Consider the following 24,794-nt stretch of genomic DNA (forward strand, 5'->3'; position numbering starts at 1 on the left):
TTACGGAGAGGAGTTACGGGATTGGGGGGCGGGCGGGGTCAGTCGGCGAAGGTCGACCGGACGGGATCCACGTTCGCGAAAGGGGCGTTGAGGGGTTCGACGCCCTCGGCATGCAGATAGACGTCCCGTGAGTGCGACAGCGGGAGCACCGGCATCTGCTCGGCGATGCGGTCCTCGATCGCCTGGTAGTCGCGCGTCGCCTGGGCCTGGTCGACCTGGGCGTTGGCCTCGCCGAGCATCCGGTCGACCTTCGCGTCGCGGTAGCGGCCGGTATTGACGTCGCCGTAGGACGCGAACATCGGGGTGAGGTAGTCCTCGAGCGCCGGGTAGTCGTGCCCCCAGCCCATGATGCGGATGCCGTCGAGCTTGCCCGCGTTGGCGAGCGGACCGATCTCGGCGCCTGGCTTGCCGACATACTGGATCTTCAGCCCCAGTTTCTGCCGCCACATGTTGCCCAGCGCCTCGGCGTACACCTGCTCGCCGGGGTTGTCGCTGGCGAAGAAGAGCCGCAGCTTGCCCGGGAACCCGCCGGCTTCCCGCAGCAGCTTCTTGGCCCGGGCCACGTCAAGCCTGCAGTCACTGCAGGTGTTCTCGCGGTGGCCGTCGACGCTGGGCGCAGTGAACGAGGTGGCGGGGAAGTTGCCGGGCTTGAGCTTGGCCAGGGAGTCGCGGTCCAGGGCGAGCGAGAGCGCCCGGCGGACGCGGGTGTCGGTGTACGGCTTCAGCGTCACCGGAAGGTTGAGGTAGTTGATGCCGGCGGCGGCCTTGGCCTGGCTCCACTTGCCGGGTGCGTCCGTCTTGTACGAGTCGATCTTCGACGACGGTACGGCGACGTAGTCGACGTTGCCGGCCAGGAACTCGTTGTACGCGGTCTCCGGGTTGGAGAAGAACCGGAACGTGATGTGGTCGGCCTGCGGGGCGTCCTTGCCGGCGTAGCCCTTGTTGCGCATGAGGCGCACCGGCTGCCCCGCCGTCCATCCGCCGTCCAGCTGGTAGGCGCCGTAGCCGATCGGCTTGTGCTTGAACTGGTCCGGGTCCTTCAGCGTCTCGGCGGACAGCGCGGCGACGCCGAGGTAGCTGAGCGTCGTCGGATACGGCGAGAACGCCCCCTTCAGGGTGACGGTGAAGGTGAGATCGTCGACCACCTTCAGCCCGGACAGCGTGGTCGCCTTCGGCTTGCCCTTGGCCGGGTTCAGGTCCTCGTAGCCCTCGACCCGCTGAAAGGCGCCGTTGTTCGCGAAGGCGTGCGGGGCGTACGCGGTGTAGTTCCACGTGTCCACGAACGACTTGGCGGTGAGCTTCTCACCGTTGGTGAACTTCCAGCCGGGCTTGATCTTGATCGTCCACGTCTTCGCGTCCTTCGACGTGACCGAATCGGCGACGACATTCACCAGCTTGCCGGTCTTCGCGTCCACCCGGGTCAGCGGCGCCCACAGCGCGGACTCGATCTGGATGCCCGTGGTGCCGTTGTCGTTCGACGGGTTCAGATAGGGCACCTCGGCCGCGGTGGCGATCGCCATGGAGTGGCCGTCGTCCTTTCCCGCGCCGTCCCCGCTCCCGGCGCCACTGCATCCGGCGAGCAGCACCGCCAGCGCGGTGCCGGTCGCCGCTTTGACGATTCTTCGTGTCCGGGCCATGAGTTCTCCCGCAGTCCTGGCCGGACCGGTCGCGGCGGGCACCGCCGTGACCAGCCCGGACGCGCCGGTCGGTTGGGCCGCGACAGTAGGAACGGCCCAGGTGGGCGTCAAGGCGGATGCCCTTCGGCGTCCATCCGACGTCCATTCCGCATCCCTCGCACCCGCTGAATGGGCGCTGAATGGACGTTCAGCAGGGGGAACTTGCACGCAGGAACGCCGCGTTCCTAGCGTCACCGCCCGACAGTCAGGCGCGCCGGGTCCCCGATTCCGGCCGGACGCACGGGAGTCCACATGGTGCGAACACGAAGAGCCGCCGCGGTGGCGGCGATTGCCGCGCTCGCCCTCGCGGCGACCGGATGCAGCGGCGGCGGCTCGGACGGCAAGGGCTCCGGTGCCGCCGGCCGTACGGTGACGGTGGCGACCGGCGCGGAGATCGCGGCGATCAACCCGGAGAAGGACAACAGCTCCGCCAACATCCAGCTGGCCTTCGCCATGTGGGCGCCGCTGACCCGGGTGGACCCGAAGAGCGGCAAGCTGGTGAACGTCGTCGCCGATTCGGTCACGTCGAAGGACGCGAAGACGTGGACGATCAAGATCAAGCCCGGCTGGAAGTTCACCAACGGTGAGAAGCTCACCGCCAAGTCGTTCGTGGACACGTGGAACTACACCGCGTACGGACCGCACGGGTACCTCAGCAACGGCTTCTTCCAGCGGGTTCAGGGCTACGAGGACCTCAACCCGGCCAAGGGCAAGCCGAAGGCCACCACGCTGTCCGGGCTGAAGGTGGTCGACGACCTCACCTTCACCGTGACCCTCAAGGCGCCCTTCTCGCCGTACCCGTCGACGCTCAGCTACTACGGACTCGCCGCCCTGTCCGCGGAGACGCTGAAGGACCCGGACGCGTACAGCCACAAGCCGATCGGCTACGGCCCCTACAAGCTGGACGGCGGATGGAAGGCCGGACAGCCCGTGCGCCTCACGCGCAACAAGGGTTATGCCGGCAAGGACGCCCCGCAGGCCGACCGGCTCGTCTACCGCTTCTTCTCCAACCCGGAGACCGCCTACAACGAGTTCCTGGCCGGCAACCTCGACTACGCGACGCTGCCGTCCTCGAAGATCGACGCGTACAAGACGGACGCTCCCGGCAAGTGGAGCCAGGGCAAGTCCGCACCGAACCTCAGCTACCTCGAACTCCCCGTCAACACACCGGGGTTCAAGGATCCGAAGGTGCGGCGCGCGCTCTCGCTCGCCCTGGACCGCAAGGCCCTCGTCAAGCTGAAGCCGGGCGCGTTCCCCGCCACGTCCTTCACCGCCTCGACCCTCGACGGGCACCGCGAGAACACCTGCACCGCCTGCACGCTGGACGTGGCCGGGGCGAAGAAGCTGCTGCGCGAGGCCGGCGGTTTCTCCGGGCGCCTCAAGATGTACTACGCGAGTGACAACCCGGGAGACCAGGTCTTCGCCGAGGCGCTCGGCAACATGTGGCGGCAGAACCTCGGCCTGAAGATCCAGTACGTGGGCAAGCCCGGCAGCGACCTGAGCGCGATGGCGTCCAAGGGCGCGCTGGACGGCGTGCGGTCCTCGGGCTGGGGGCACGACTATCCGTCGCTCGAGGACTACCTCACGCCGATCTTCGCCTCGTACGGCGATTTCAACTCCAACGGCTACCGCAACCCCGAGGTCGACAGCCGTCTGGAGCAAGCGAACAAGATCGCCGACCCCGCGAAGGCCACGCGCGCCTACCAGGGCATCGAGGACCTGATCGCCCGGGACATGCCGGTCGTGCCGCTGTTCCACACGCGCACGATCTATCTGCACGCGACCGACGTCCACCCGCTGGACTCCCGGTACGCGGACATCAATCCCGTGCGCTCGACGATCGACCGCTGAACCGGGCCGCCCGCCCCGCCTTCCGTACTCCAGGAGACTCAACGCCCATGCATGACGACCGTTCGCTCATCGAAGACCGGCTGCGACGTGTGCTCGAGGAGCGCATCAGGCCCGCCGTGTACCCGGAGACCGTGCCGCTGGACGTGCGGGTGTGGCACGCGCCGGACGAGCCCGTGCCGGTCGCGGAGGGGCTCGCGGCGCCCGCGCTGTCCATCGGGGAGGGCGCCCGGTGGGGGCGGCCGTGGGGCACCAGCTGGTTCACGGTGACCGGCACGGTTCCCCAGCAGTGGGCGGGGCGGACCGTCGAGGCGCTGATCGACCTCGGCTTCGACGGGCACGGCGGTCCCGGCTTCCAGTGCGAGGGCCTGGTCTACGAGCCGGACGGGACACCGGTGAAGGGCCTGCACCCACGCAATCACTGGGTGCGCGTCGGGGCTCCGGCAGCGGGCGGGGAGCAGGTGGAGCTGCGCGTGGAGGCGGCGTCGAACCCCGGGTTCTTCAACTCCCGTGCGTTCAAGCCCACATGGCTCGGTGACACGGACACCGCGGGTCACGATCCGCTCTACACGCTGGGCCGTGTCGAGCTGGCCGTCTTCGACGAGACGGTGTGGGAGCTGCTGCACGACCTGGAGGTGCTGGGCCAGCTGATGGCCGAGCTGCCGCTGGACCGCGCCCGCCGCTGGGAGATCCTGCACGCGGTGGGGGCGGCCCTGGACGTGGTGGACCTCGGCGAGGTGAACGGCACCGCGCAGGCGGCCCGCGACGTGCTGGCACCGGTCCTCGACACCCCCGCGGGACCGTCGGCGCACCGGATCAGCGCGGTCGGGCACGCGCACATCGACTCGGCGTGGCTGTGGCCGCTGCGCGAGACGGTGCGCAAGGTGGCGCGGACCGCGTCGAACATGACGCAACTCCTCGACTCCGAACCGGACTTCGTCTTCACCATGTCGCAGGCGCAGCAACTGGCCTGGATCAAGGAGCACCGGCCCGAGGTGTACGCGAAGGTCAAGAAGGCCGTGGCCGAGGGGCGGTTCGTGCCGACGGGCGGCATGTGGGTGGAGTCGGACACGAACATGCCGGGCTCGGAGGCGATGGCCCGTCAGTTCGTACACGGCAAGCGGTTCTTCCTCGACGAGTTCGGCATCGAGAACGAGGAGGTGTGGCTGCCGGACACCTTCGGTTTCGCGGCCGGGCTGCCGCAGATCATCCGCGAGGCCGGCTCCAAGTGGCTGCTGACGCAGAAGATCTCCTGGTCGCAGACGAACACCTTCCCGCATCACACGTTCAACTGGGAGGGCATCGACGGCTCCCGGGTCCTCACCCACTTCCCGCCCGTGGACACGTACAACTGCGCCATGGAGGGACGTGAACTCGCGCACGCGGAACGGAACTTCAAGGACAAGGGGCGGGCGAGCCGTTCGCTCGCACCGACCGGTTTCGGTGACGGCGGGGGCGGAACGACGCGCGAGATGGTGGCGCGGGCCAGGCGGCTGCGGTCGCTCGACGGCTCCCCCACCGTGGAGTGGGAGGCCCCGGCGGCGTTCTTCGAGAAGGCCGAGGCCGAGTACACCGATCCCGCGGTGTGGGTCGGCGAGTTGTATCTGGAGCTGCACCGGGCGACGCTGACGAGCCAGGCGCAGACCAAGCAGGGCAACCGGCGCTGCGAGCACCTCCTCCAGGAAGCGGAGCTGTGGGCGGCGACGGCAGCCGTCCAGTGCGAATTCCCCTACCCTTACGAGGAGTTGGACCGACTCTGGAAGACGGTGCTGCTGCACCAGTTCCACGACATCCTGCCGGGCTCGTCGATCGCCTGGGTGCACCGCGAGGCCCGCGCGACGTACGCACGGGTCACGGCCGAACTCGAGGCGATCGTCGACGCCGCGCAGCGCGCCCTGGCCGGCCACGGCACGGGTGTCCTGCGCTTCAACTCAGCGCCGCACGGGCGTAGTTCGGTACCCGCGCTCGGCGCTGCGGGCCCCCAGCCTGCAGACCTCGCGGCGACGACGGTCCGTGAGCGCGACGGCGGCGGCTTCGTCCTCGACAACACGATCCTGCGGGCCGAGATCGACGGCCGCGGCCTGGTCGTCTCGCTGGTGCACCTGGCGAGCGGCCGCGAGACGCTGGCCCCGGGCCGTGCGGCGGGCCTGCTCCAGCTCCACCCGGATCTGCCGAACAAGTGGGACGCGTGGGACGTCGACAAGTTCTACCGCAACACCGGCACCGACCTGACGGACGTGGACGCGCTGACCGCGACCGCCGACGGGGTGCGGGTCACCCGCTCCTTCGGCAAGTCCGTCGCCGCGCAGACCTTCACCCTCTCCCCCGGCTCCGGGCGCCTCGACGTCGCGACGGAGGTGGAGTGGCACGAGACCGAGAAGTTCCTGAAGCTGGCGTTCCCGCTCGACGTGCACGCGGAACGGTACGCGTCGGAGACCCAGTTCGGGCATGTGTACCGGCCCACGCACACCAACACGAGCTGGGAGGCGGCTCGCTTCGAGGCCTGCAACCACCGGTTCGTGCACCTCGCGGAGCCCGGCTGGGGTGTCACCCTGGTGACCGCTTCGACGTACGGCCACGACGTGACCCGTACGGTGCGTGAGGACCGAGGGACGACCACGACCGTGCGCGCCTCGCTGCTGCGGGCACCGCGCTTCCCCGACCCGGAGACGGACCAGGGAACCCATCGCTTCCGGCACGCCCTGGTACCGGGCGCGGCCCTCGGGGACGCGGTCCGCGAGGGCGCGGCGCTGTCGCTGCCGGAGCGGGAGGTGACGGGCACGGCCCGCGCCGAGGTCGCGCCGCTGGTACACGTCGACCACGAGTCCGTCGTACTCAGCGCGGTCAAGCTGGCCGACGACGGCTCGGGCGATGTCGTCGTCCGCTTCTACGAGACGCGGGGCGGCCGGGCGACCGTGCGCCTCACTCCCGGGTTCGACGCGGCCCGTGCGGTCCGCTGCGATCTGCTGGAGCGTCCGGTGGCCCCGGCGGAGCCGGACGTCGCGGATCTGTCGTTCGCGCTCCGCCCCTTCCAGCTGGTCACGCTGCGGCTGGCACGGGCGGCCCTCACGGAGTCCTGAGCGTGCGGGGCGCCGTGGCGCCCCGCACCTGGTCGTCAGCGTGAACCGGCGAACCGCTCAGGTGGCTATCGTGTGCCGTTCGGAAACTCATCGCTACTGCTCGGAGGCGGTCTGGCGTGGCGCCACTGTCTGCTGGAACCCTGTCCGAGTGATCGCTTCACTGGAGTACCAGGTGGCGCGGAAACGGCCCGCGGTTCCGGCGGTGCTGCTGCGCCGGGACGTGGCGAAGGACGGGGAATTGCTGGTGCCACGGCACGAGAACGCGGTGCTGCGCAGGCAGCTCACGAAGCCGGTTCGCTACGAGCCAGCGGATCGGCTGTGGTTCGCAGGGCTGTCCTCGTTGATCCCCCGGCGCCAGTGGGCGCAGGTGTTCCCGGTGGCGCCCACGACGGCTGCTGGCGTGGCACCGCAGGCTGCTCGCCCTGAGGTGGGACTACAGCAAGCGCCGGAACAGGCCCGGCCGACCTTCGACCGGGCCTGCAGTGAAGGCTCTGGTGCTGCAGCTCGCCAAGGAGAATCCGCGCTGGGGCTGCCGACGGATCCAAGGGAACTCTGCGCCTGCCGAAAATGTCGTCTATGCAGCTCAGAAGCGTCTTCGACGGTGCGGCAGGATAAGCACTCGTGCTGCTTTCTCTCGCCTATTTAACCGTCACCAACCTGTTCGGCGCGCTGCGGTTGCTGCCGATGAGCGACCGCGACAAAGACGCGGAGATCCTCGCCCTGCGCCACCAGCTCACCGTCCTTGAGCGACAGCTCGGTACGGACCGGGTGAGACTCGCTCCGGAAGACCGGGCGTTGCTTGCCGCTCTGCTAGTGCCGCTGCCCCCGTCAGGTCCTACCCCGGTTACGGCTCCTGATACGGCTTGACACCGTGCTGCGATGGCACCGCGATCTGATGAAGCGGCGCCATGCCCGCACATGCCGGCCGAAATGGCCGGGCCGACCGCCCACGGCCCTCTCAATTCGCGCGCTGATCCTCCGCCTGGTCCGAGAGAACCCCTCGTAGGGCTACCGCAGGGCGCACGGCGAACTCACCACCCTCGGCATCCAGACCGCCGCCTCCACCGTCTGGGAAATCCTCACGGCCGAGGGCATCGACCCCGTACCCGACCGGGCCGGCACCACCTGGGGCGACTTCCTTCGCTCACAGGCCGACGCCCTCCTGGCCTGCGACTTCATCAAGACCGTCACCCTAACCGGCAGACGCCAGTACAACCTCGCGGTCATCGAGCACGCCACCCGCCGCGTCCGAATCCTCGGCGCCACCGCGCACCCCACCGCGGCCTGGTTGACTCAGGCCGCCCGCAACCTGGCCACGGACCTGACTGACACTAACTCCACCGTCACGTACCTGATCCGGGACCGGGACGCGAAGTACCCCCGCCCTCTTCGACGAGACACTGAGCGACGCTGGAATCCGAGTCGTCCTCACCGGCGTCCGGATACCACGCATGAACGCCATCATGGAACGCTGGGTCCAGATTTCTGCCACGAACTCCTGGCCCGCACCCTCATTTGGAACGAGCACCACCTGCGCCACGCGCTCCGCCGGTTCGAGTTGCACCACAACCTCCACCGGCCTCACCAAGCGATGCACCAGGCAGCACCCCTGCGCGCCGTCCCCGAACCGCTCCCCCTGCACAGACCTCCCACCTCGACGGACGCCGAAGAGACCGCCTCGGCGGAGTCCTCCACGAATACCAACATGCCGCCTGAACAGCATGGATAGACTTTTCGCCAGGCGCAGAGTTAACGCAGGTCGTCCCGCCAGAGTTGCTAGACGCCGTATTGGAGGAGACCGGGGCACGTGAGCAACGATTGCGGAGCCTCTCCTCTCCCGTCGGGGTGAACTTCGTGCTCGCGCTCGGGCTGTTCGAGCATCTGGGCGCCGGGCTGGTGTGGGGCAAGCTGCGCCTTCACCACTCCCTGTACCAGCCGCCGGCGTAATCCGATTGACCCGCGGCAGCCGCTGCGGGTGCCCCGCTCCGTCGGGAAGAAGAGATCACACAGGCAGTGGATCACCCCCGCCCCGGGTAACGTCAAGGTATGAGTCATCCGCACCCCGAGCTGAAAGCCGCCCCGCCCCTTCCCGAAGGAGGGCTGCGGGTCATCGCCCTGGGCGGCCTAGGTGAGATCGGCCGCAACATGACCGTCTTCGAGCACGCCGACAAGCTGCTCATCGTCGACTGCGGCGTGCTGTTTCCCGAGGAGACCCAGCCCGGCGTGGACGTAATCCTGCCGGACTTCACCTCGATCCGGGACCGGCTGGACGACATCGTGGCCGTGGTACTCACCCACGGCCACGAGGACCACATCGGCGGCGTGCCGTACCTGCTGCGCGAGCGGTCCGACATTCCCGTCGTCGGCTCCAAGCTGACGCTGGCGTTCCTGGAGGCCAAGCTCAAGGAACACGGCATCCGGCCGCGCACGGTGCGGGTGCAGGAGGGCGACCGGCGCGGCTTCGGGCCCTTCGACTGCGAGTTCGTGGCGGTCAACCACTCCATCCCGGACAGCCTCGCGGTCGCGATCCGCACCGGCGCCGGGATGGTGCTGCACACCGGCGACTTCAAGATGGACCAGTTCCCTCTCGACGACCGCATCACCGATCTGCGCGCCTTCGCCCGCCTCGGCGAGGAGGGCGTGGACCTGTTCCTCACCGACTCCACCAACGCCGAAGTACCCGGCTTCACCACCTCCGAGCGTGAGCTGAACCCGGCGATCGAGCAGGTGATGCGCACCGCGCCGCGCCGGGTCATCGTCTCCAGCTTCGCCAGCCATGTGCACCGCATCCAACAGGTCCTGGACGCCGCCCACCAGCACGGCCGCAAGGTCGCCTTCGTCGGCCGGTCGATGGTCCGCAACATGGGCATCGCCCGTGAACTGGGCTATTTGAAGGTCCCGTCCGGTCTGGTCGTGAGCACGAAGGAGCTGGAGAAGCTCCCGGACCACAAGATCACTCTGGTGTGCACCGGCTCCCAGGGCGAACCTATGGCCGCGCTGTCACGGATGGCCAACCGCGACCACCAGATCCGCATCGGCAAGGGCGACACCGTCCTGCTCGCCAGCTCCCTCATCCCCGGCAACGAGAGCGCCATCTACCGCGTCATCAACGGACTTACCCGGTGGGGCGCCCACGTGGTCCACAAGGGCAACGCCAAGGTCCACGTCTCCGGGCACGCCAGCGCTGGCGAACTCGTCTACTGCTACAACATCGTCAAACCCCGCAATGTCATGCCCGTGCACGGCGAATGGCGCCACCTGCGGGCCAACGGCGACCTCGCCATCCGTACCGGTGTCGACCCAGACCGGGTCGTCATCGCCGAGGACGGCGTCGTCGTCGACCTCGTCGACGGGCGCGCGTCCATCACCGGCAAGGTCCCCGCCGGCAACGTCTACGTGGACGGCATGGAAGTCGGCGGCGCCACCGAAGCGTCCCTCAAGGACCGCCTCACCCTCGCCGCCGAAGGCGTGGTCACGGTGGTGGCGATCGTCGACGCAGACACCGGCGCCCTCGCCGAGGCCCCCGACTTCCTGGCCCGCGGCTTCGTCCACGACGACACCACCTTCGAGCCGGTCGTCCCCGTCATCGAGAAGACCCTGTCCACCGCGGCTGAGGAAGGCGTCGGGGACGCGCGCCAACTCGAACAGCTCCTCGCCCGCGCTGTGGCGAACTGGGCGTTCCGCACCCACCGCCGCAAGCCCCTCATCATCCCCGTCATCATCGACGCCTGAGCCCCGGCAGCACGGTCCCCGGTTCCGGTCGCGGCCCCGCGAGCATCGAGGTCGGGCACGGAAGTCAGCAGCCACCGGAGCAGCCGGAGTGGCAACGCAGATTGCGCCGATCGGCAGCTCCCGAGCGGCGACAGTCGCCAGCGGCACGCTCGACTTTTGCTGGGCCGACCTGAACAAGGCAGAGATGCGGTTTGCCGATGGTGTCGAGGCTGACGATCACGCCAGAGGGGACCGAAAGGGCCGGCTTGGAGTGGGCATTGTGAAGCAGACCCCAGTGGGCCGCGGCTGGGTCTGCGGGCGGTATTGGTCGCCGTCGACGGGGCCCGGTGGGGTTGGAGGAGGGTCACAGGGCTTCCTCGAGGTCTGTGGCGGTGAGGGTGAAGCCGAAGCACTGGCGGACGTTGTAGACGGTGGCGTCCATGCAGTACGCGGGTGAGGTGGTGGCCACCGCGTCCTCCAGCATCAGCACGTCGTAGCCGAGGCTCGCTGCGTCCATGAGGGTGGCGAGGACGCACTGGTCGGCGTTTACTCCGGCGAAGAGGAGTGTGTCGGCGCGGAGATTGCGCAGGACGCTGTCGAGTTCGGTGTCCTGAAAGCCGCTCATGCGGTACTTGGCGATGTGCAGGTCACCGGGTACCGCGAAAAGGGGGGCGGTGATGTCGGCGGACTTGCTGTCGCGTTCCAGGACCTTTTCCCCCGTGGGCAGTTGGGATCCGAGGCCGCTTCCGGTTCCGTCCTGGTCGTAGACGTGGAGGACACCGGGCGGGAGGTTCGCGCGGTCGGGGCGGTTGCCCCAGTTGAGCCAGACGACAGGGACGTCGGCCGCCCGGAGGGCGGGGAGGAACCGCTGGAGTACGGGGATGGGGGCGCGGGCCAGGGACACGTCCACGCCGATCGAGGCCAGCCAGCCGTCGGGCGAGCAGAAGTCGTTCTGCATGTCGATGACGACGATCGCCGTTGAGGCCAGGTCGAGCGTCAGGATTTGGGGCCGAGCCTCCACGGTCACGGGGCGGGCCGGGCGTTGCAGGCGGCGGAGGTCGACGTGTGTGACGTCCGCGCGCCAGGAGTTGCGGGAGTTGGGGCCGATCTCATGCATGGGTCAGCTCCAGGAGGGCGTGGTCCGTGCCCGGTGCGCCGATCGCGCAGAGGCCGACCGGGAAGTCGCGGACCCGCAGCCGAGGCATGGTGACGGCGGGCAGCCCGGCGAGCGAGGCAAGGCAGGTGAGGCGGAGGGTTGCGGCTCGTACGGTCTCGACCTCAGCCGGCGTCGCGTCGGGGCGGGGGGCCGGGCTGCTCGTGGCGGGGAGAAGGAGCGCAGTACCGGGCGGGAGGGCTTCGACGATGACCGAACGGGCGGACAGGAGCCCGGAGGTGGCATCATGCAATTGACCCTCCGCGACCTGGCTCCCCCCGGCGAACCGGGCCTCGATGTCGGCCTCCAGCGCGCCTGGGTGCTTCTCGATCCACTCCCCGTGCGCGGCCCATGCCTCGGCCGCCTGGACGGTACGGAAGGCGGGCAGCCACTCCTCCAGGTGTGGGGCCACGCCGGTGTCGATCCGTACGAGGTCCAGGCCGATACGGAGGGAAAGCGCCCGGCATGCGGCCTCGAAGGATGCCTGGACCTCGGGTTCGGCGAGCGCGGTGAGGGCGTCGTCGACCAGAAGCGTGGTCATCTGGGCTTCGTCGTCCCGGGGCAGGAGCACCGTCGCCGCTGTACGCAACAGGTAGGGGTCCCGGGCGAGCAATCCCGCCGTGTCGAAGGACGGGGCCAGCGGGAGCAGGCCGCCGGTGGGGACGGCTCCGTGGGTGGGGCGCCAGCCGTAGAGGCCACAGTAGGAGGCGGGGACCCGGATCGAGCCCGCGGTGTCCGTGGCCAGCCCCAGATCCACCCAGCCGCGGGCGACCGCTGCCGCCGGGCCGCTGCTGGAGCCGCCGGTGATCCGGCCGGGGGCGGCGGGGTTGACGGGGGTGCCGTAGTGGATGTTGGTCCCCGCGAGGCTGAAGGCGAGTTCGTCGGTTTGGGCGATCCCGGCGAGCTGGGCGCCCGCGCCGATCAATTCCCTTACTGCGTCGGCATGTCGGTGCTCCACCGGCGCATCGGCCAGCCACTGCGGGTTGCCCCCGCCGATCCGCTGTCCGGCAACAGCGAAGAGGTCCTTGACGGCAGTACGTACACCGGCGAGCGGCCCCTCCTGCGCCCCGGCGACCAGCGGCTCGCCCACGACCCGCCACACCGCAGGGTCCGGAGCCTCGTCCGCCACCGGATCTGGCACCGCGCTGACGTGAGCGGCCGCGATCCGCCAGCCCTCCCCCGTCAGCCGCCACACCTGTGTCTGCATCCCGCGCGACCCTCCGGCCCGCAGCGTTTCGGCGGTCAGTACGGCGACGTCCTCGGCGATCCGCACCTCATGGACGCGCTCGACCGTTCGGGCCGGGGCTCCTCCGCTGCGGCCGCGACGGAAGTCCGAGATGGCCGCATGCCCGCTCAGCACCATGGAGCCCTCGGCGCGCACCGTGTCCGGGGCGTCCAGGAACCAGTGGTCGAGGCCCGCCAAGTCATTGGCGGCGAGGGCCTGTTCGTAGGACCAGAAGGCCTCGAGCAGATCGCTGTGGTTCGCCCCGTCAGGGGGCTGGGGCGTGGCGGTCCGGCCTGCTTGTCCGGCCGGAGGTCCGGGGGTTGCCCCCCGGGAGGGCACATAACTCATCGGACGGCTCCGAGGACGGCCAGGTCCGCGTCGTCGAGCACCACGAAGGGGCCGCGCTGGATCAGGTCGGCGAAGCCCTCGTCGGGGGACATGATCGTGAGGGTGTAGAGCCGCTCGGTGGCCGAGGTGTTGGTGATCCGATGCTTGGAGCCGACGGGCAGGACGAGTACATCACCCGGTGCGAGGTCGCGTTCGTGCTCATCGCTGACCGCGCGGCCCTCGCCCGCGAGCACCACGAAGGTCTCCACGGACTCGGGGTGCCAGTTGAGCGGCTGGGCGCCGCCCGGCTCCCACACCTCGAAGACGACGGTGGTCGGTGAGCCGTCAGCCGGTCCGGTGAGGACGGCGAGCTTGACCGTGTCGCCCGCGGTGATGTGGTGAGCGGTGATCTCGCTGAGCGGCTTGTGGAGCGGGGGGATGGCCATGGCAGGTGTCCTCGACGTCAGGCGTTCAGGAAGAGGCGGTCAGGCGGAAGGCAGGAAGCGGGCGCATTCGCGCAATGCGGCCGCGTTGTCGGCGATCGCGGTGTCCACGAGCTTGCGGCCGAGTTCGGGGGTGGCTCCGGTGGGGTCGCCGATGACGCCGTTGCCCGTACCGAAGTCGTCGCTCGTCCAGCCGAAGGAGACGGACTTGCCGAAGCCGATGTGCTCGTAGGCGGTCAGATGCTCGGGAACACTCCGCTCGGCCAGCGACATGTCCACAGTCTCCGGGTGGAGGTGGAGCATCGCCGCGGTCTCGTTCAGCCCGCCGTGCACCCCCAGACCCAGCTCGCCGGACGGGGACGCGCCGCCCTGGTCCGCGGGGAGCGCGGCGTGCAGCAGGAAGGTGAACAGACCGTATTTGGTGCGGAGTTCGCGCAGAGCGACTCCCAGCAGCGCACTGTTGCCGCCGTGTGCGTTGAGGAACGCGAGCCGCCGGACGGGCCCTTTGTCGAGGGACCGTCCGAGGTCGTCCAGTACCGCGAAGAGCGTCGAGGCACTGAGCCACAGCGTCCCGGGCGACCAGGCGTGTTCGTCGGACTTGGCGTACGCGAGGCCCGGCAGCAGCGTGATGTCGCAGCTGTCGGATGCGGCCAGGGCGGCGCCCTTCGCTATCGCCTCCGCCATGAAGTAGTCCGTGGCGACGGGAAGATGGGGCCCGTGCTGCTCGATCGCACCGACGGGAAGGACGGCCACGGTGTCGGCGGACAGGTCGGTGACCGACGGTCCGCTGAGGTCGGTGAAGCGGGTGAAAGTCACGGTCAGCGCGCTCCCAGGAGGTGGCCGGGGTTGAGGAGCCCCAGCGGGTCGGCGGTACGGGCGGTGGCACGGACGAGGTCGAGGCGCCGGTCGACGTACCAGTTGTGGACGTCATGGACGCCAACGCCCAGTGCCTCCAGAGCAGCGATCCCCTCGTACACGGTGGCTTCGTCCTGGTAGTGCGCCATCAGCATGCCGACCGTCCCCGAGCGCATCCCCTCCAGGTGCAGCACCGTGCCAGGGAAGACGGCCTTGACCGCCGCCGGGTCGCCGAGCAGTACGTCGCCGCCGATCTCCAGGTGGAAGTAGCCGTCCTGGGCCTTCATCAGGTGATACGTGGGGTGGTTGAAGGAGAGCGAGGAGATGAGGGCGGGACCGCGCGGCGCGGGACGTACCTCCGTCACCCGGCCGCCGTGCTTCTCGATGATCGCCCGAGCGTCGTCCCCGGCCTGCTCCTCTATGATCGCGCGGACGCTCAGCGCGGCCGGGTCGAGGGCCGGGTCCGCCTCGAAGGTCTCGACGAGGCCGCGCTCGTCGAGGGAGACCAGACGTGGGGCGGGCTCCAGGCGTACGAGGTCGCTGAGCGCGGCGGTGGCGGAGGTCCAGGTGTCGAAGGAGGCAAAAAGGCCGGTCCAGACGCGAGCCGGCTGAAGCGCGACGGTCGCGGTCGTGGTGATGCCGGTGGTGCCGTAGGTGTGGATGTACGGGAGTGCTTCCTCGCCGCGTACGGTGAAGGGCTCGGCCTCCGCTGTGCACGGGACGACAGTCAACTCTTGTACGAAACCGTCCCCGTTGGTGCCATTGGCGAGCGATCCCGTGCCGCCGTTCCCACCGGAGAGGAAGCCGCCGAGCGATGTCCCGAAGGTGGAGGGGAACATCCACAGCTCCTGGCCCAGCGTGCGCGCATGCGCCTCCAGATCGGACATCTTCGCGCCCGCCTCGGCCCGGATCCACCCGTCGCCCGCGCCCAGGATGCGTCCGCATCCGGTGAGGTCGAGGACGGCGCCGCCGTGCAGCGGGATCGCCTGGCCGTAGTTGCCGGTGCCTTTGCCGCGCGGGGTGAGCGGGATGCGCAGGCGATGGGCGAGGGCGACGAGGGGCTGGATCTGCTCATACGAGGACGGGCGCAACACCACCTCGGCGCGACCGGCAGGGAGCTTGGCGGCGAGGATCGGCGACATGTGCGCCCAGTCGCGGGACGCCTTGTCGAGGGCGGAGTCCTCGCGTACGACGGCATTCTCACCCAGCAGTGCGGCAGCCTCTGTACAGAATTCGTCGATGCCGGGGGTGCGGTGCGTGGCACCTGTGTCGGCGCCCAGCATCGCTTCGTCTGCGACAAGTTCGGTCATCCGGCGCAGTTCGGCGGCGGACAGGGTCGTGCCCTTGGGGTCGACGGCCATCACTTCATTCCGATCTTGGTGTCGATGAATTCGTTGGTCGCCAGGTCGTCGGCGCTCAGCCCGGCCGGGATCTTGACGCCGCCCTTGGTGAGGATCGGCCCGAAGGTCTTCAGGGAGTCGGCGACCCGCTTCTTGTCGAAGCTCGCGATCGATCCGTCGGCCTCGTTGCCGAGGATGCCGAGCTTGACCATCTCCTTGGCGGCGTACCGGCCGGTGCCCTTGGAGTAGACCCAGCTCGTGCCGTACTGCTTGACGATGTCGTCGATGAGCGTGATCGCTGTGTCCGGTGCGGCGGCGAAGTCGGCGGCCGACTGCTGGATGACGGGGACCAGCTTCTTCAGGCAGGGGCTGAGCTTCTTCAGTGCGCCGGTGCGGACGGAGAGTGCCTGCGGGTAGACGGTGTATCCGACATCGGCCAGCAGCCGGAACCTGACCGGCTTCTTCCAGGCGGCGATCTCGTGCTCGTAGAGGTACGGTTCCGCAGTCGCGAAGCCCTGCTGGGCGATGGACGGGTCGGCCACGAAGCGGGACGGCGCGCTGTCGTAACTCCCGTCCAGCTGGCTCTTCTTGATGAGGCCCTTCGACACCAGCATCGGGGCGAAGATCTCGCCGTCGCGGTAGACGACCTTGGCACCGCTCTTGCCGATATCGGCGACGCTCTGCCAGTCCGGGTGGGTCTTGGGGTCCCACATCAGGACCTGCGGGCTCTTCTTCATCAGCGCGGCAACCGCGGTGACGGGTTGCTTGCCGGACGCCTGGATGGCGCTGTCGGTGGTGACCATGCCGAGGGTGATGGACTGGTCGATGTACATCTGCGAGGCGGGGCTCTGGAACCCGACGGCCGAACCTCCCGCCCGCACCTGGATCTTGACGCCGGTGTCCTCGCCGCCGATGACGAGGGGGCCGGTGACCCGCTTCTTGTCGGTGTCGACGGTGTAGCCGGGACCGACCAGGTTGTAGATCGGACCGTGTTCGGCCTCGGGCTCCCAGTCGGCCTGGACGACGACGGTGGCGGGACAGACCTTGTCGAGGCGCTGGGCAGCGGGAGCAGGCTTGAGGTCGGCGGACGAACCGGCGGTGGTGGCGCCGGCGCCGCAGCCGGTGGCGGCGAGAAGGAGCGAGGCGCTCAGTCCCGCAACAAGGCTTCTTCTGGCGGCAATTGGCATGGCTGTCTCCCGGAAGGGGCTCTGACGAGGAAGCGGAGAGGGGGTGGGGGCCGGCTCAGCTGCGGCCCGACGCGTGCCAGGAACCGACGGCGAGGCGGGACAGGAGGGTGAAGAGCGCGAAGACGGCGACCCCGAAGAGGGAGGCGAGGATGATCGCGGCGAAGAGGTCCTCGGACTGGAGCCGTGAGCGGTAGACGTCGAGGAGGGTGCCGATGCCGGGCGCGCCCTGCTTGAAGAACATGTCGCCGACGATCGCGCCGATGACGGAGAGCCCGGAGGAGGTACGCAGTCCGGTAAAGATGGCGGGGAGTGCCGCGGGCAGTTCGAGCTTGCGCAGGCGGGCCCCGCCGCTGGCCTTCTGGAGGGTGAAGAGGTCGTGGTGGGCGCGGTCCACGGACTGCAGTCCGAAGAGGGTGTTGGCGATCAGCGGGAAGAGGGCGATGAGGACGCAGACGACGACCCGGCTGGTGAAGCCGAAGCCGAACCAGAGGCCGATGAGGGGGACGATGGCGAGGATCGGGACGGTCTGCAGGATGACGGCGTACGGATAGAGGGAGCGCTCCAGCCAGCGGGCGCGGCTCATCACGACGGCCCCGGTGATGCCGAGGACGGCGGCGATGGCAAGCCCCGCGAGAGCGACCTGCGCGGTGAGGGCGAGGGCCTGGAGCATGGGTTGCAGGTGGGTCCAGTCGAGGACGGCGACCTGGAGGACCTGATGCGGTGGCGGTACGAGGAAGCGGCGGGCGGGGGCGAGGAGCAGGTAGCTCACCGCGTACCAGAGGCCGATGGCGATGGCGAGCGAGCCGATGGGGGCGAGCAGGGCGACGGGGCTGCGGCGGGTGCGGGCGGGCGCCTCGGCGGCCGGGAAAATCTCGACTGTGGCGGCGGCAGCAGCATCGGACTGGCGCCCGGAGGCCTTCCCCTCGTGGGACGGAGCGGCAGCGCTCGAACCGGTGACGACCGGCTCGGAGGCGGCAGACGGTTCACAGCTCGAGCCGACTGTGACCGAAGCGGCAGGGGTTGCGTGGGCAGTCGGCACGTCGGCGGCCGGGGTGTTCGTGGTCACTGGGCGTCTCCTCGCAGGGCTGCGGAGACCGCGCCCGCGATCGCGGCGAACTCCGGTTCGTAACGGAGCGATGCAGGCCTGGGGTGAGCGAACGGCACCTCGAACTCGGCGGTGATACGTCCAGGTCGGGCCGACATCACCACGACCCGGTTGGCCAGGAACACCGCCTCGGTCACCGAGTGTGTGATGAAGAGACCCGCGAATCCCGTCTCCGCGAAGATCCGCTGGAGCTCCTCCTGCATACGAAGCCGAGTCATCTCGTCCAGCGCGCCGAAGGGTTCGTCGAAGAGGAAGAGCGCGGGGCGCATCATCAGCGCGCGGGCCAGCGAGACCCGCATCCGCATCCCGCCCGAGAGCTGTCCCGGCAGCTGCTTCTCGAAGCCGTCGAGGCCGACGAGACGGATAGCGTCCATGGCGCGCTCGTGCCGTTCGTTCTTGGGGCGGCCGGCCAGTTCGGCGGGCAGCGCCACATTGGCGAGGACGCTGCGCCAGGGCAGCAGGGTGGCATCCTGGAAGACGTAACCGACGTCCCCGCCCGGGGTGTCGATCTCCCCCGCACTGGGGGCATCCAGCCCAGAGGCGAGCCGCAGCAGTGTGGACTTCCCGCATCCGGAAGGGCCCACGACCGCCACGAACTCCCCTGCCCCGACGCGGAGATCCACACCCGAGAGCGCGGTGGTCCCGCTGTCGAAACGCTTGTCGACGGCTGCGAAACTCAGCGCCGTCTGCACTGCTGTCGCCACGTCGGCTCCTTCCGTCAGGACTGTGATGCGTTCACTGATGTTCGTAGCATCAACATTCATTGTTTCGCGGGGATGTCTCGGGCGTTTACGCCCTGGACCAGTCAGAGCGCTTCGCGGATCACCGTGGTACAGCTCACCGCTCGCCCGCCCTTGAAGACGATCCGGTCCGGGTACGAGGCCCCGACGGCCCCGGAAAGCGAGTCAGCCCGTACGGCGAGGAGGTCGGCGATCGCACCCTCGTACGGCCCTGCGGCGGGTAGCCCGAGGACCGTGCGGGCGCCGGCGGTCACCGCATGGACGGCCTCGCGCAGCGTCAAGTGACCTGCCGTGACGAGGAGTCCGGCGGTCTCCAACGGGTCGGCCCTGCCCACCGGGTTGAAGGGGTCGCGGATGTTGTCGCCACCCCCGGCCAGGGGCACGCCCGCGTCCAGGAGGGCGCGTACGGCGGTCAGACCGCGCGGGGTGCGGGCAGGGGTATCGCGGCCCTGGAGGTAAAGGTTGGTGAGCGGCAGTGCGACGACCCCGATCCGGGATGCCGCCGCCTCCTTGGCGATCCGGGCGGCCTCGGCAGGGTCCAGACCGCCCAGTCCCACGCAGTGGCTGGCGGTCGCACCGTGGGCGAAGCCCCGGTCCCGTACCTCCTGGGCGAGCAGCAGCAGATCCTTCGGGTCCGGACGGAGATGCTCGTCCGCATGCAGATCGACACCGACGCCATGCCGCTCGGCGATGGTCAGGGCCCGGGCGACAGCGGCCTGCGGGTCGTCGGAGAGGTGCGGGCAGCCACCGAGCAGGTCGGCCCCCAACTCCAGCGCCTGGTTGAGGACTTCGTCGGGCGCCTCGACGTGCAGTACGGCGATCTGCAGCGCGACCCGCTCACTCAGCTCCGCGCGCAGCCGCAGCAGCGCCCGCAGCCCTCGGAGCGGATCGGGGCCGGGCAGGACGTCGGCGTGGGTGCGGACGGCAGTCGCACCATTGGCGACCAACTCGTCCAGGGCATGGCCGGCTCTGACCAGCACGCCCTCCTCCGTCACCTGCTCCGCATAGCCGTGCCAGGCGGCGACCGCCCCCGGCAGGTCGCAGGGCGGTGCACCGGCCAGGTCCCAGGTGAGGGCCTTGTCGAGGTGGGCGTGGGGTTCGGCGGGGGCGGCCAGCAGCAGGAAGCCGGAGAGGTCCATCTCCTCACCCGCGGAAGGGAGTTGACCGGCCCGCGCAACGGCCGAAACCCGCCCGTCCTCGATCAGTACGTCCCGGACCTGCCCTTCGGACAGCCGCGCCCCGCGCAGCAGCAGTGCCGTCGCCGTCATCGCCCGTCCCCATTCTCCGGTGCGGTGAGTACCGCGAAGCCATCGAAGGCGTGCCACATCGCGGGCGCGCCGAACATGTCCTGGCGACGGACCGGGCGGGTCCGTCGGCGTGCCACCTGATCGAAAGCCTCGGCGACCCGTCCCACGAAGTAATGGCCCTCACGGTGGCGGAGGTTGTGTCCCAACAGGGCTGTTCTGACCGGGAGCTCGGCCAGTCGCCGAGTCGATGCGGCGAATGCGGGCACATCGGCGCCCGGCACATGGGCGAAGAAGGTGCCGCTGATCAGGGTGTCGCCGGCGAGGAGCTGGCCGCTCCCGGGCTCCCAGAGGCAGATGCCGTCGGGCGAGTGCCCGGGGGTATGCAGGACGTGCAGCCTCCGGCCGCCCAGATCGAGCTCCTCCCCTTCCCTGAGCAGCCGGGTCGGGCGCACCGCGTCGATACGCCACTGGGTCAGTTCGGGGACGGGCCGCACCTCGATCCGCGAGTCGGTGAGGAAGAAGCCCTCGGCGGAGAGTGCGCTCAGCTCGATGTAGCGCTGTCGCATGTCCTGGGCTATGTGCTCGTACGTCTCGAGCCACTCGCGCGGCGCGGGCTCGCCGTGCAGGTCTGCACCCGCCTCGTGGACGGCGAATTCCTTGGCCTCGCCCACGAGCGAGGCGTTGCCACCCCGGTGGTCGTAGTGGTGGTGGGAGTTGACGACGAGCAGCGGCAGCGAGGTCAGCGCGCGCACCTCGCGCCCGATGTCCCCGATGCCCATCCCGGTGTCGTACAGCAGGGCGAGGTCGTCGCCCACGACGAGATAGCTGTTGACGTGCCCGGGCTCGGCGATGAGGAAGGTCCCGGGTCCGGTCTCCCGTACCGAGAACCAGTCGCGCCCGCTCATGCGCCGATGCCGTGGTAGCGGCGGGCTTGGTGGACGAGAGCGCTGAACCCGCCCTGGCCGGGGATGATCTCCTCGATGTCGGCTATCAGCAGCAGGTGGTCCCCGGCCGCCACCTCTTCCCGTACACGGCACAGCACGGCGTACGCACTCTGCGCGAGCAGCAGCGGCACACCTCCCTCTCCCGTCGTCCACTCCAGCCCGGCGAATCGGTCGACGGCCGGATCGGCGAACCGCCGCGAGACGGGTTCGCCATCCGCGGCAAGTATGTTGAGGGCGAACCTGCCGCGGCCATGGAGCAGCGGCAGGGTGCGGCTGCCGCGCTGGACACCGATCGCGATCAACTGCGGCGCGCGGCTGAGGCTCATCACGGCGGTGCTGGTGAATCCGGCAGGTGTGCCATCGGCCGCGGCGGCGGTCACGACGCAGACGCCGCCCGCGAGGGCGGCCATGGCATCGAGGAACCCGGCCGTGGCGGGTCGGTCGGCGGTGGTCGCGGTCATTCGGGCTCCTCGCCTAGAATGTTCGTCACATCAACATCGAGCGTAAGAGACATGTGTTTCGCGGGAGTAAATCCCACTCCGAAGTGACCGCTTAGGATTTCCGCCATGGCAGACCGCCCCACCGAAACCCCCGCCGATCCGGACCAGCAGCTCGGCAACGCGATCCGTCGGCTACGCAAGAAGCGCGGCCTCACCCTTGTCCAACTCGCGGGCAGCGCAGGCCTTTCGCACCCCTTCCTCAGCCAGCTGGAACGCGGGCTGACCCGCCCGAGCATGCCCTCGCTGCACCGGATCGCCCAGGCGCTCGGCACCACCCAACAGGCCCTGTTGGCGCACTCGGCAACCTTCCCCGCCGACATCCATGTCGTACGGGAAGGGACCGGCACCCCCGTCGCCAACAGCGGCGGCTCGGCCCGGATGCTCGGAGCACCCCAATTCGCCGTCCATCCGGTCGAATACACGGGAGGACCCACCGACTTCGAGGAGTACTACGACCACCCGGGCGATGAGTTCCTCTATGTGACACACGGCGCGATCGAGGTCGACCTACTGGGCCCCGGCGGCCGCGAACTGCACCGCCTCCACACCGGTGACAGCCTGCTCTACCCAGGCGGAACCCCGCACCGCTGGCGGGTTCTGGAGGATCAGGACCCCTCCGGGGTGCACATCCTCACCGTACAGAACGCCCCTCGCTAGAACGCCGAGCAAAGAGCGACAGTTGTAGAGGTCGTTCAGTCGGCTCGACCACGGACCTGCGCTATGGGACGTATTCCGCCGGGGTGGTGGACGTCGGCCGAGTCTGCTTCTCTGCCACTGCCTCGTCGTGCGCCGTGCGTGCCGGGCGGGTCCGGTTGAAGGCCAGGTTCAGCCCGAACGCGATCAGGGTCGCGCTCGTCACCGGTGAGCCCAGCACGATGCGCACACCGTCCGGGAAACGGGAGTAGAGGTCCGGTGCCACATCGGGCGCCAGGCCCACGCCGATCGACACGGCGACGATCAGCAGATTTTGCGTTCCCTCGAACTCGACCTTCCGCAGTGTGCTGATGCCGACGGCAGCGACCGTGGCGAACATGACCAGTCCCGCCGCGCCCACGACCGGTCCGGGCAACCCGGCCACCACCGCCCCCAGCTTGGGAACAAGGCCCAGGACAACCAGGATGGCGCCCGCGACGGTGGCCACATGGCGGCTGCCCACCCGGGTCATCGACACCAGGCCCACGTTCTGGGCGAAGACGGTGTCGAGGAAGGCGTTCATCACTCCGCCGAGCACCCCGGACAGGCCGTCGGCGGCCAGCCCGCGTGCCATGTCAGCGGTCGTCAGCTCCTTGCCGGTGAGTTCGGCGACCGCGATCAGGTCCGCGGTCGACTCGGCGAACAGGACCAGCATCACGACACACATGGAGATGACCGCGACGGGCGGGAACTCGGGCGCGCCGAAGTGGAACGGAGTGCTCACCCCGATCCAGTCGGCGCCACGGGCGGCGGACAGGTCCACCAGACCCAGCGGTACCGCGACCGCCGTACCGGCCAGCAGCCCGAGCAGGACGCCGGTCTGGGCCAGAAAGCCCCGGCCGAACCTCGCCACCAACAGGATCACGATGACGACGAGGGCGGCGAGTGCGAGGCGCGACGGCGCCGCGTAGTCCGCCGCTTTGGGATCGCTGCCGACGACGAGGTTTACGCCGACACCGATCAGCGCCAGGCCGACCACAGTGATCACCACACCGCTCACCAGCGGCGGGAAGAAGCGCGCTGCCTTGGCGAACGGCCAGGCGACGAGCAGACCGAAGATCCCGGCGGCGAGCATCGAACCGTATACGGCCTGGAGCCCGTACTCACCGGCGATCAGGATCATCGGCGTCACAGCGGTGAAGGCCGCGCCGGCCATCACGGGCATGCGGACGCCGAGCACCCTCCCGACGCCCGCGCCCTGAATCATCGTGACGACGCCCGCGACCAGCAGGTCCGCGTTGATGAGCAGAGCAATGGTCGAGGCATCGAGCCCGGCGGCCGCGCCGAAGACGAGCGGCACCGTGACACAGCCCGTGTACATCACCAGAACGTGCTGGAGACCCAGCACCGCGAGCCGCCCGAACGGCACCCGCTTCCTCGCGGACATCATCACAAGAGAACCTCTATCGTGTGAAGTTGGCGGCGATGCGCTGCTGGATGTACTGCTCCGCCGTGATCGGCGGATATCGGCCGTCCGGCCCCTCGATCACCACGTCGCGGTCGGCCTGGGCGAAGAAGGCGATGCTGTAGCGGGCGCCTCGGTCCTCGCCGGGACCCGGTGACTTGACCCGGTGGAAGTTGGACGGAAGCCGGTCGTCGCTCCACCGCATCAGCATGTCGCCGATGTTGCAGGTGATGGCGTCGGCCGAGGGCGCCACGGGCGTCCACTCCTGGGCCTCGGCCTCTTTTCCCGGGCACACCTGCAGGCCGCCCTGCCCGTCCCGCTGGAAGAGCAGCGTCAGGCAGTCGAAGTCGGTGTGCGCACCGGCCCGCCACACGTTCGGGTCGGGCTCGGCCTCCTCGGGGATCGCGAAGTAGTGCAGCATTCGCAGGGTGGACTGGTGGTGCCTGCTCCGAGGGTCATGGGCGCGGATGAAGAAGTCGCCGGCGAAGCCCAGCTTGTCGGCGAAGCAGGACAGGACCCGCATCGCCACCTCGCGGCAGCACGTCTCGAAGTCGAGGGCGCGCAGCCGGAATTCGGGCAGGACGTCGTCGGGCCACAGCCCCTCCATGTGAGGGCGGGTGACCTGGTACGACTCCTTCTGGTCCGGTGTCCCGACGGACGGCCTGACCTGGGTCATGGACTCCCACCCGGAGTTGAGGCCCTTCTTCAGCCCATGCCGGGCCTTGTGGGCCTCGGGCAGCGCGAAGAATGCCTCGGCGTTCGTGAACGCCTCGTCCACCAGGGCCTGTTCGATGCCGTGGTTGACCAGCTGGAAGAACCCGATGTCCGTGGCCGCCGCCCACAGCTCCTCGGTGATCTCGGCCTTGCGGGCCTCGAAGTCGGAGAGGTCGATGCGGCGGATCTCCCGGGCCGTGGTCTCGGTTCCGGCCCCGCCCATGCGGGTTTCCTTGTCGAGTTCGGCGAGGCCGTACGTCGATCGGGGCCTCGTGTGCGGCACAGCACGCGTCGTGATGTCGTTCATCGCGGCAAGTACTCCTGAGTACGTCGAAGTGGTGTTCTCCGAGTCCTACGAGGTGCAGTCACCGCCCCTGCACCCCCACCGCGGACACTCAGAGGTCCGCGGGCACGGTCGGCCTCGGACCCGTCCGTGGGCCCGGCGCCGTGGGCTGGCATACGCCCCGTCGACAAGGGCCATGCGCGATGAAGTCAGCCTGGCGGCACCGTGTTTCATCCGAGAACCAGTTCTGTTACTGCGGCAGCACGTCCACGACGAACGGCGACGTGGGTGTGGCGGCAGTACGGCCGAAGTCGGGGC

The 24,794-nt window shown here is 69.3% G+C and carries 19 protein-coding genes and 2 pseudogenes; 7 read left to right on the top strand and 14 right to left on the bottom strand.

All coding sequences use genetic code 11. From position 1 onward, the window contains the following. Positions 1 to 38: 38 nt before the first annotated feature. Complete coding sequence (locus OG574_RS11735; protein WP_326773152.1) at positions 39 to 1,637, bottom strand: peptide ABC transporter substrate-binding protein; 1,599 nt, start codon at positions 1,635 to 1,637, stop codon at positions 39 to 41. 291 nt (positions 1,638 to 1,928) lie between these two features. On the opposite strand from OG574_RS11735, the gene OG574_RS11740 reads away from it, so the two are divergent. The 6 genes and pseudogenes from OG574_RS11740 to OG574_RS11765 all read left to right on the top strand — a co-directional run bounded on the left by OG574_RS11740 (position 1,929) and on the right by OG574_RS11765 (position 10,336). Further along, positions 1,929 to 3,527, top strand: coding sequence for a peptide ABC transporter substrate-binding protein (locus OG574_RS11740; RefSeq protein ID WP_326773153.1), 1,599 nt, complete (start codon positions 1,929 to 1,931; stop codon positions 3,525 to 3,527). Between the two features lie 47 nt (positions 3,528 to 3,574). Continuing rightward, on the top strand, positions 3,575 to 6,604 hold the full coding sequence (locus OG574_RS11745; RefSeq protein ID WP_326773154.1) for an alpha-mannosidase: 3,030 nt from the start codon (positions 3,575 to 3,577) through the stop codon (positions 6,602 to 6,604). Positions 6,605 to 6,752: 148 nt separating this feature from the next. Then, positions 6,753 to 7,161: pseudogene (locus OG574_RS11750) on the top strand (helix-turn-helix domain-containing protein); the annotation flags it as partial. Between the two features lie 64 nt (positions 7,162 to 7,225). After that, positions 7,226 to 8,320: pseudogene (locus tag OG574_RS11755) on the top strand (integrase core domain-containing protein). A gap of 9 nt (positions 8,321 to 8,329) precedes the next feature. Then, positions 8,330 to 8,551 carry a transposase domain-containing protein gene (locus OG574_RS11760; protein WP_326778438.1) on the top strand — a complete coding sequence of 74 codons (222 nt, stop codon included), beginning with the start codon at positions 8,330 to 8,332 and terminating at the stop codon, positions 8,549 to 8,551. 99 nt (positions 8,552 to 8,650) lie between these two features. Next, a complete protein-coding gene (locus tag OG574_RS11765; RefSeq protein WP_116507058.1) occupies positions 8,651 to 10,336 on the top strand; it encodes a ribonuclease J in 1,686 nt (561 codons plus the stop codon). 343 nt (positions 10,337 to 10,679) lie between these two features. Here the strand turns inward: OG574_RS11765 and OG574_RS11770 are convergent, their stop codons facing one another. The 11 genes from OG574_RS11770 to OG574_RS11820 all read right to left on the bottom strand — a co-directional run bounded on the left by OG574_RS11770 (position 10,680) and on the right by OG574_RS11820 (position 21,342). Further along, positions 10,680 to 11,432 carry a cysteine hydrolase family protein gene (locus OG574_RS11770; protein WP_326773155.1) on the bottom strand — a complete coding sequence of 251 codons (753 nt, stop codon included), beginning with the start codon at positions 11,430 to 11,432 and terminating at the stop codon, positions 10,680 to 10,682. Continuing rightward, entirely contained in the window at positions 11,425 to 13,041 is a 1,617-nt protein-coding gene (locus tag OG574_RS11775; RefSeq protein WP_326773156.1) for an amidase, read from the bottom strand. The genes OG574_RS11770 and OG574_RS11775 overlap by 8 nt, the downstream gene beginning before the upstream one ends. Further along, positions 13,038 to 13,466 carry a cupin domain-containing protein gene (locus OG574_RS11780; protein ID WP_326773157.1) on the bottom strand — a complete coding sequence of 143 codons (429 nt, stop codon included), beginning with the start codon at positions 13,464 to 13,466 and terminating at the stop codon, positions 13,038 to 13,040. The genes OG574_RS11775 and OG574_RS11780 overlap by 4 nt, the downstream gene beginning before the upstream one ends. A 39-nt stretch (positions 13,467 to 13,505) precedes the next feature. Further along, positions 13,506 to 14,279, bottom strand: coding sequence for a creatininase family protein (locus tag OG574_RS11785; protein WP_326773158.1), 774 nt, complete (start codon positions 14,277 to 14,279; stop codon positions 13,506 to 13,508). Between the two features lie 2 nt (positions 14,280 to 14,281). Continuing rightward, positions 14,282 to 15,679: an FAD-binding oxidoreductase gene (locus OG574_RS11790; protein WP_326773159.1), complete on the bottom strand. Its 1,398-nt coding sequence runs from the start codon at positions 15,677 to 15,679 to the stop codon at positions 14,282 to 14,284. Then, positions 15,679 to 16,845 carry a hypothetical protein gene (locus tag OG574_RS11795; protein WP_326773160.1) on the bottom strand — a complete coding sequence of 389 codons (1,167 nt, stop codon included), beginning with the start codon at positions 16,843 to 16,845 and terminating at the stop codon, positions 15,679 to 15,681. The genes OG574_RS11790 and OG574_RS11795 overlap by 1 nt, the downstream gene beginning before the upstream one ends. A 55-nt stretch (positions 16,846 to 16,900) precedes the next feature. Next, positions 16,901 to 17,911 carry an ABC transporter permease gene (locus OG574_RS11800; protein WP_326773161.1) on the bottom strand — a complete coding sequence of 337 codons (1,011 nt, stop codon included), beginning with the start codon at positions 17,909 to 17,911 and terminating at the stop codon, positions 16,901 to 16,903. Then, positions 17,908 to 18,654, bottom strand: a complete 747-nt coding sequence (locus tag OG574_RS11805) for an ABC transporter ATP-binding protein (protein ID WP_326773162.1) — start codon at positions 18,652 to 18,654, stop codon at positions 17,908 to 17,910. Before OG574_RS11805 ends, OG574_RS11800 begins: the two co-directional genes overlap by 4 nt. 101 nt (positions 18,655 to 18,755) lie before the next feature. After that, the gene (locus OG574_RS11810) at positions 18,756 to 19,958 is read right to left on the bottom strand and encodes an amidohydrolase family protein (RefSeq protein ID WP_326773163.1); all 1,203 of its coding nucleotides are present in this window, start codon (positions 19,956 to 19,958) and stop codon (positions 18,756 to 18,758) included. Then, positions 19,955 to 20,842, bottom strand: coding sequence for an MBL fold metallo-hydrolase (locus OG574_RS11815; RefSeq protein WP_326773164.1), 888 nt, complete (start codon positions 20,840 to 20,842; stop codon positions 19,955 to 19,957). Before OG574_RS11815 ends, OG574_RS11810 begins: the two co-directional genes overlap by 4 nt. Then, on the bottom strand, positions 20,839 to 21,342 hold the full coding sequence (locus tag OG574_RS11820) for a flavin reductase family protein (protein WP_326773165.1): 504 nt from the start codon (positions 21,340 to 21,342) through the stop codon (positions 20,839 to 20,841). Before OG574_RS11820 ends, OG574_RS11815 begins: the two co-directional genes overlap by 4 nt. A 105-nt stretch (positions 21,343 to 21,447) precedes the next feature. Here OG574_RS11820 and OG574_RS11825 point away from each other — a divergent pair, with 105 nt between their 5' ends. Next, a complete protein-coding gene (locus tag OG574_RS11825; protein WP_326773166.1) occupies positions 21,448 to 22,038 on the top strand; it encodes a helix-turn-helix domain-containing protein in 591 nt (196 codons plus the stop codon). 61 nt (positions 22,039 to 22,099) lie between these two features. Here the strand turns inward: OG574_RS11825 and OG574_RS11830 are convergent, their stop codons facing one another. Both OG574_RS11830 and OG574_RS11835 read right to left on the bottom strand, forming a co-directional pair. Next, positions 22,100 to 23,464, bottom strand: coding sequence for a nucleobase:cation symporter-2 family protein (locus OG574_RS11830; protein ID WP_326773167.1), 1,365 nt, complete (start codon positions 23,462 to 23,464; stop codon positions 22,100 to 22,102). Between the two features lie 13 nt (positions 23,465 to 23,477). Next, positions 23,478 to 24,500 (bottom strand): isopenicillin N synthase family dioxygenase, encoded by a 1,023-nt coding sequence (locus OG574_RS11835; protein ID WP_326773168.1) that lies wholly within the window; start codon positions 24,498 to 24,500, stop codon positions 23,478 to 23,480. Positions 24,501 to 24,794: the final 294 nt, after the last annotated feature.

Source organism: Streptomyces sp. NBC_01445 (assembly GCF_035918235.1).
Taxonomy (GTDB): domain Bacteria; phylum Actinomycetota; class Actinomycetes; order Streptomycetales; family Streptomycetaceae; genus Streptomyces.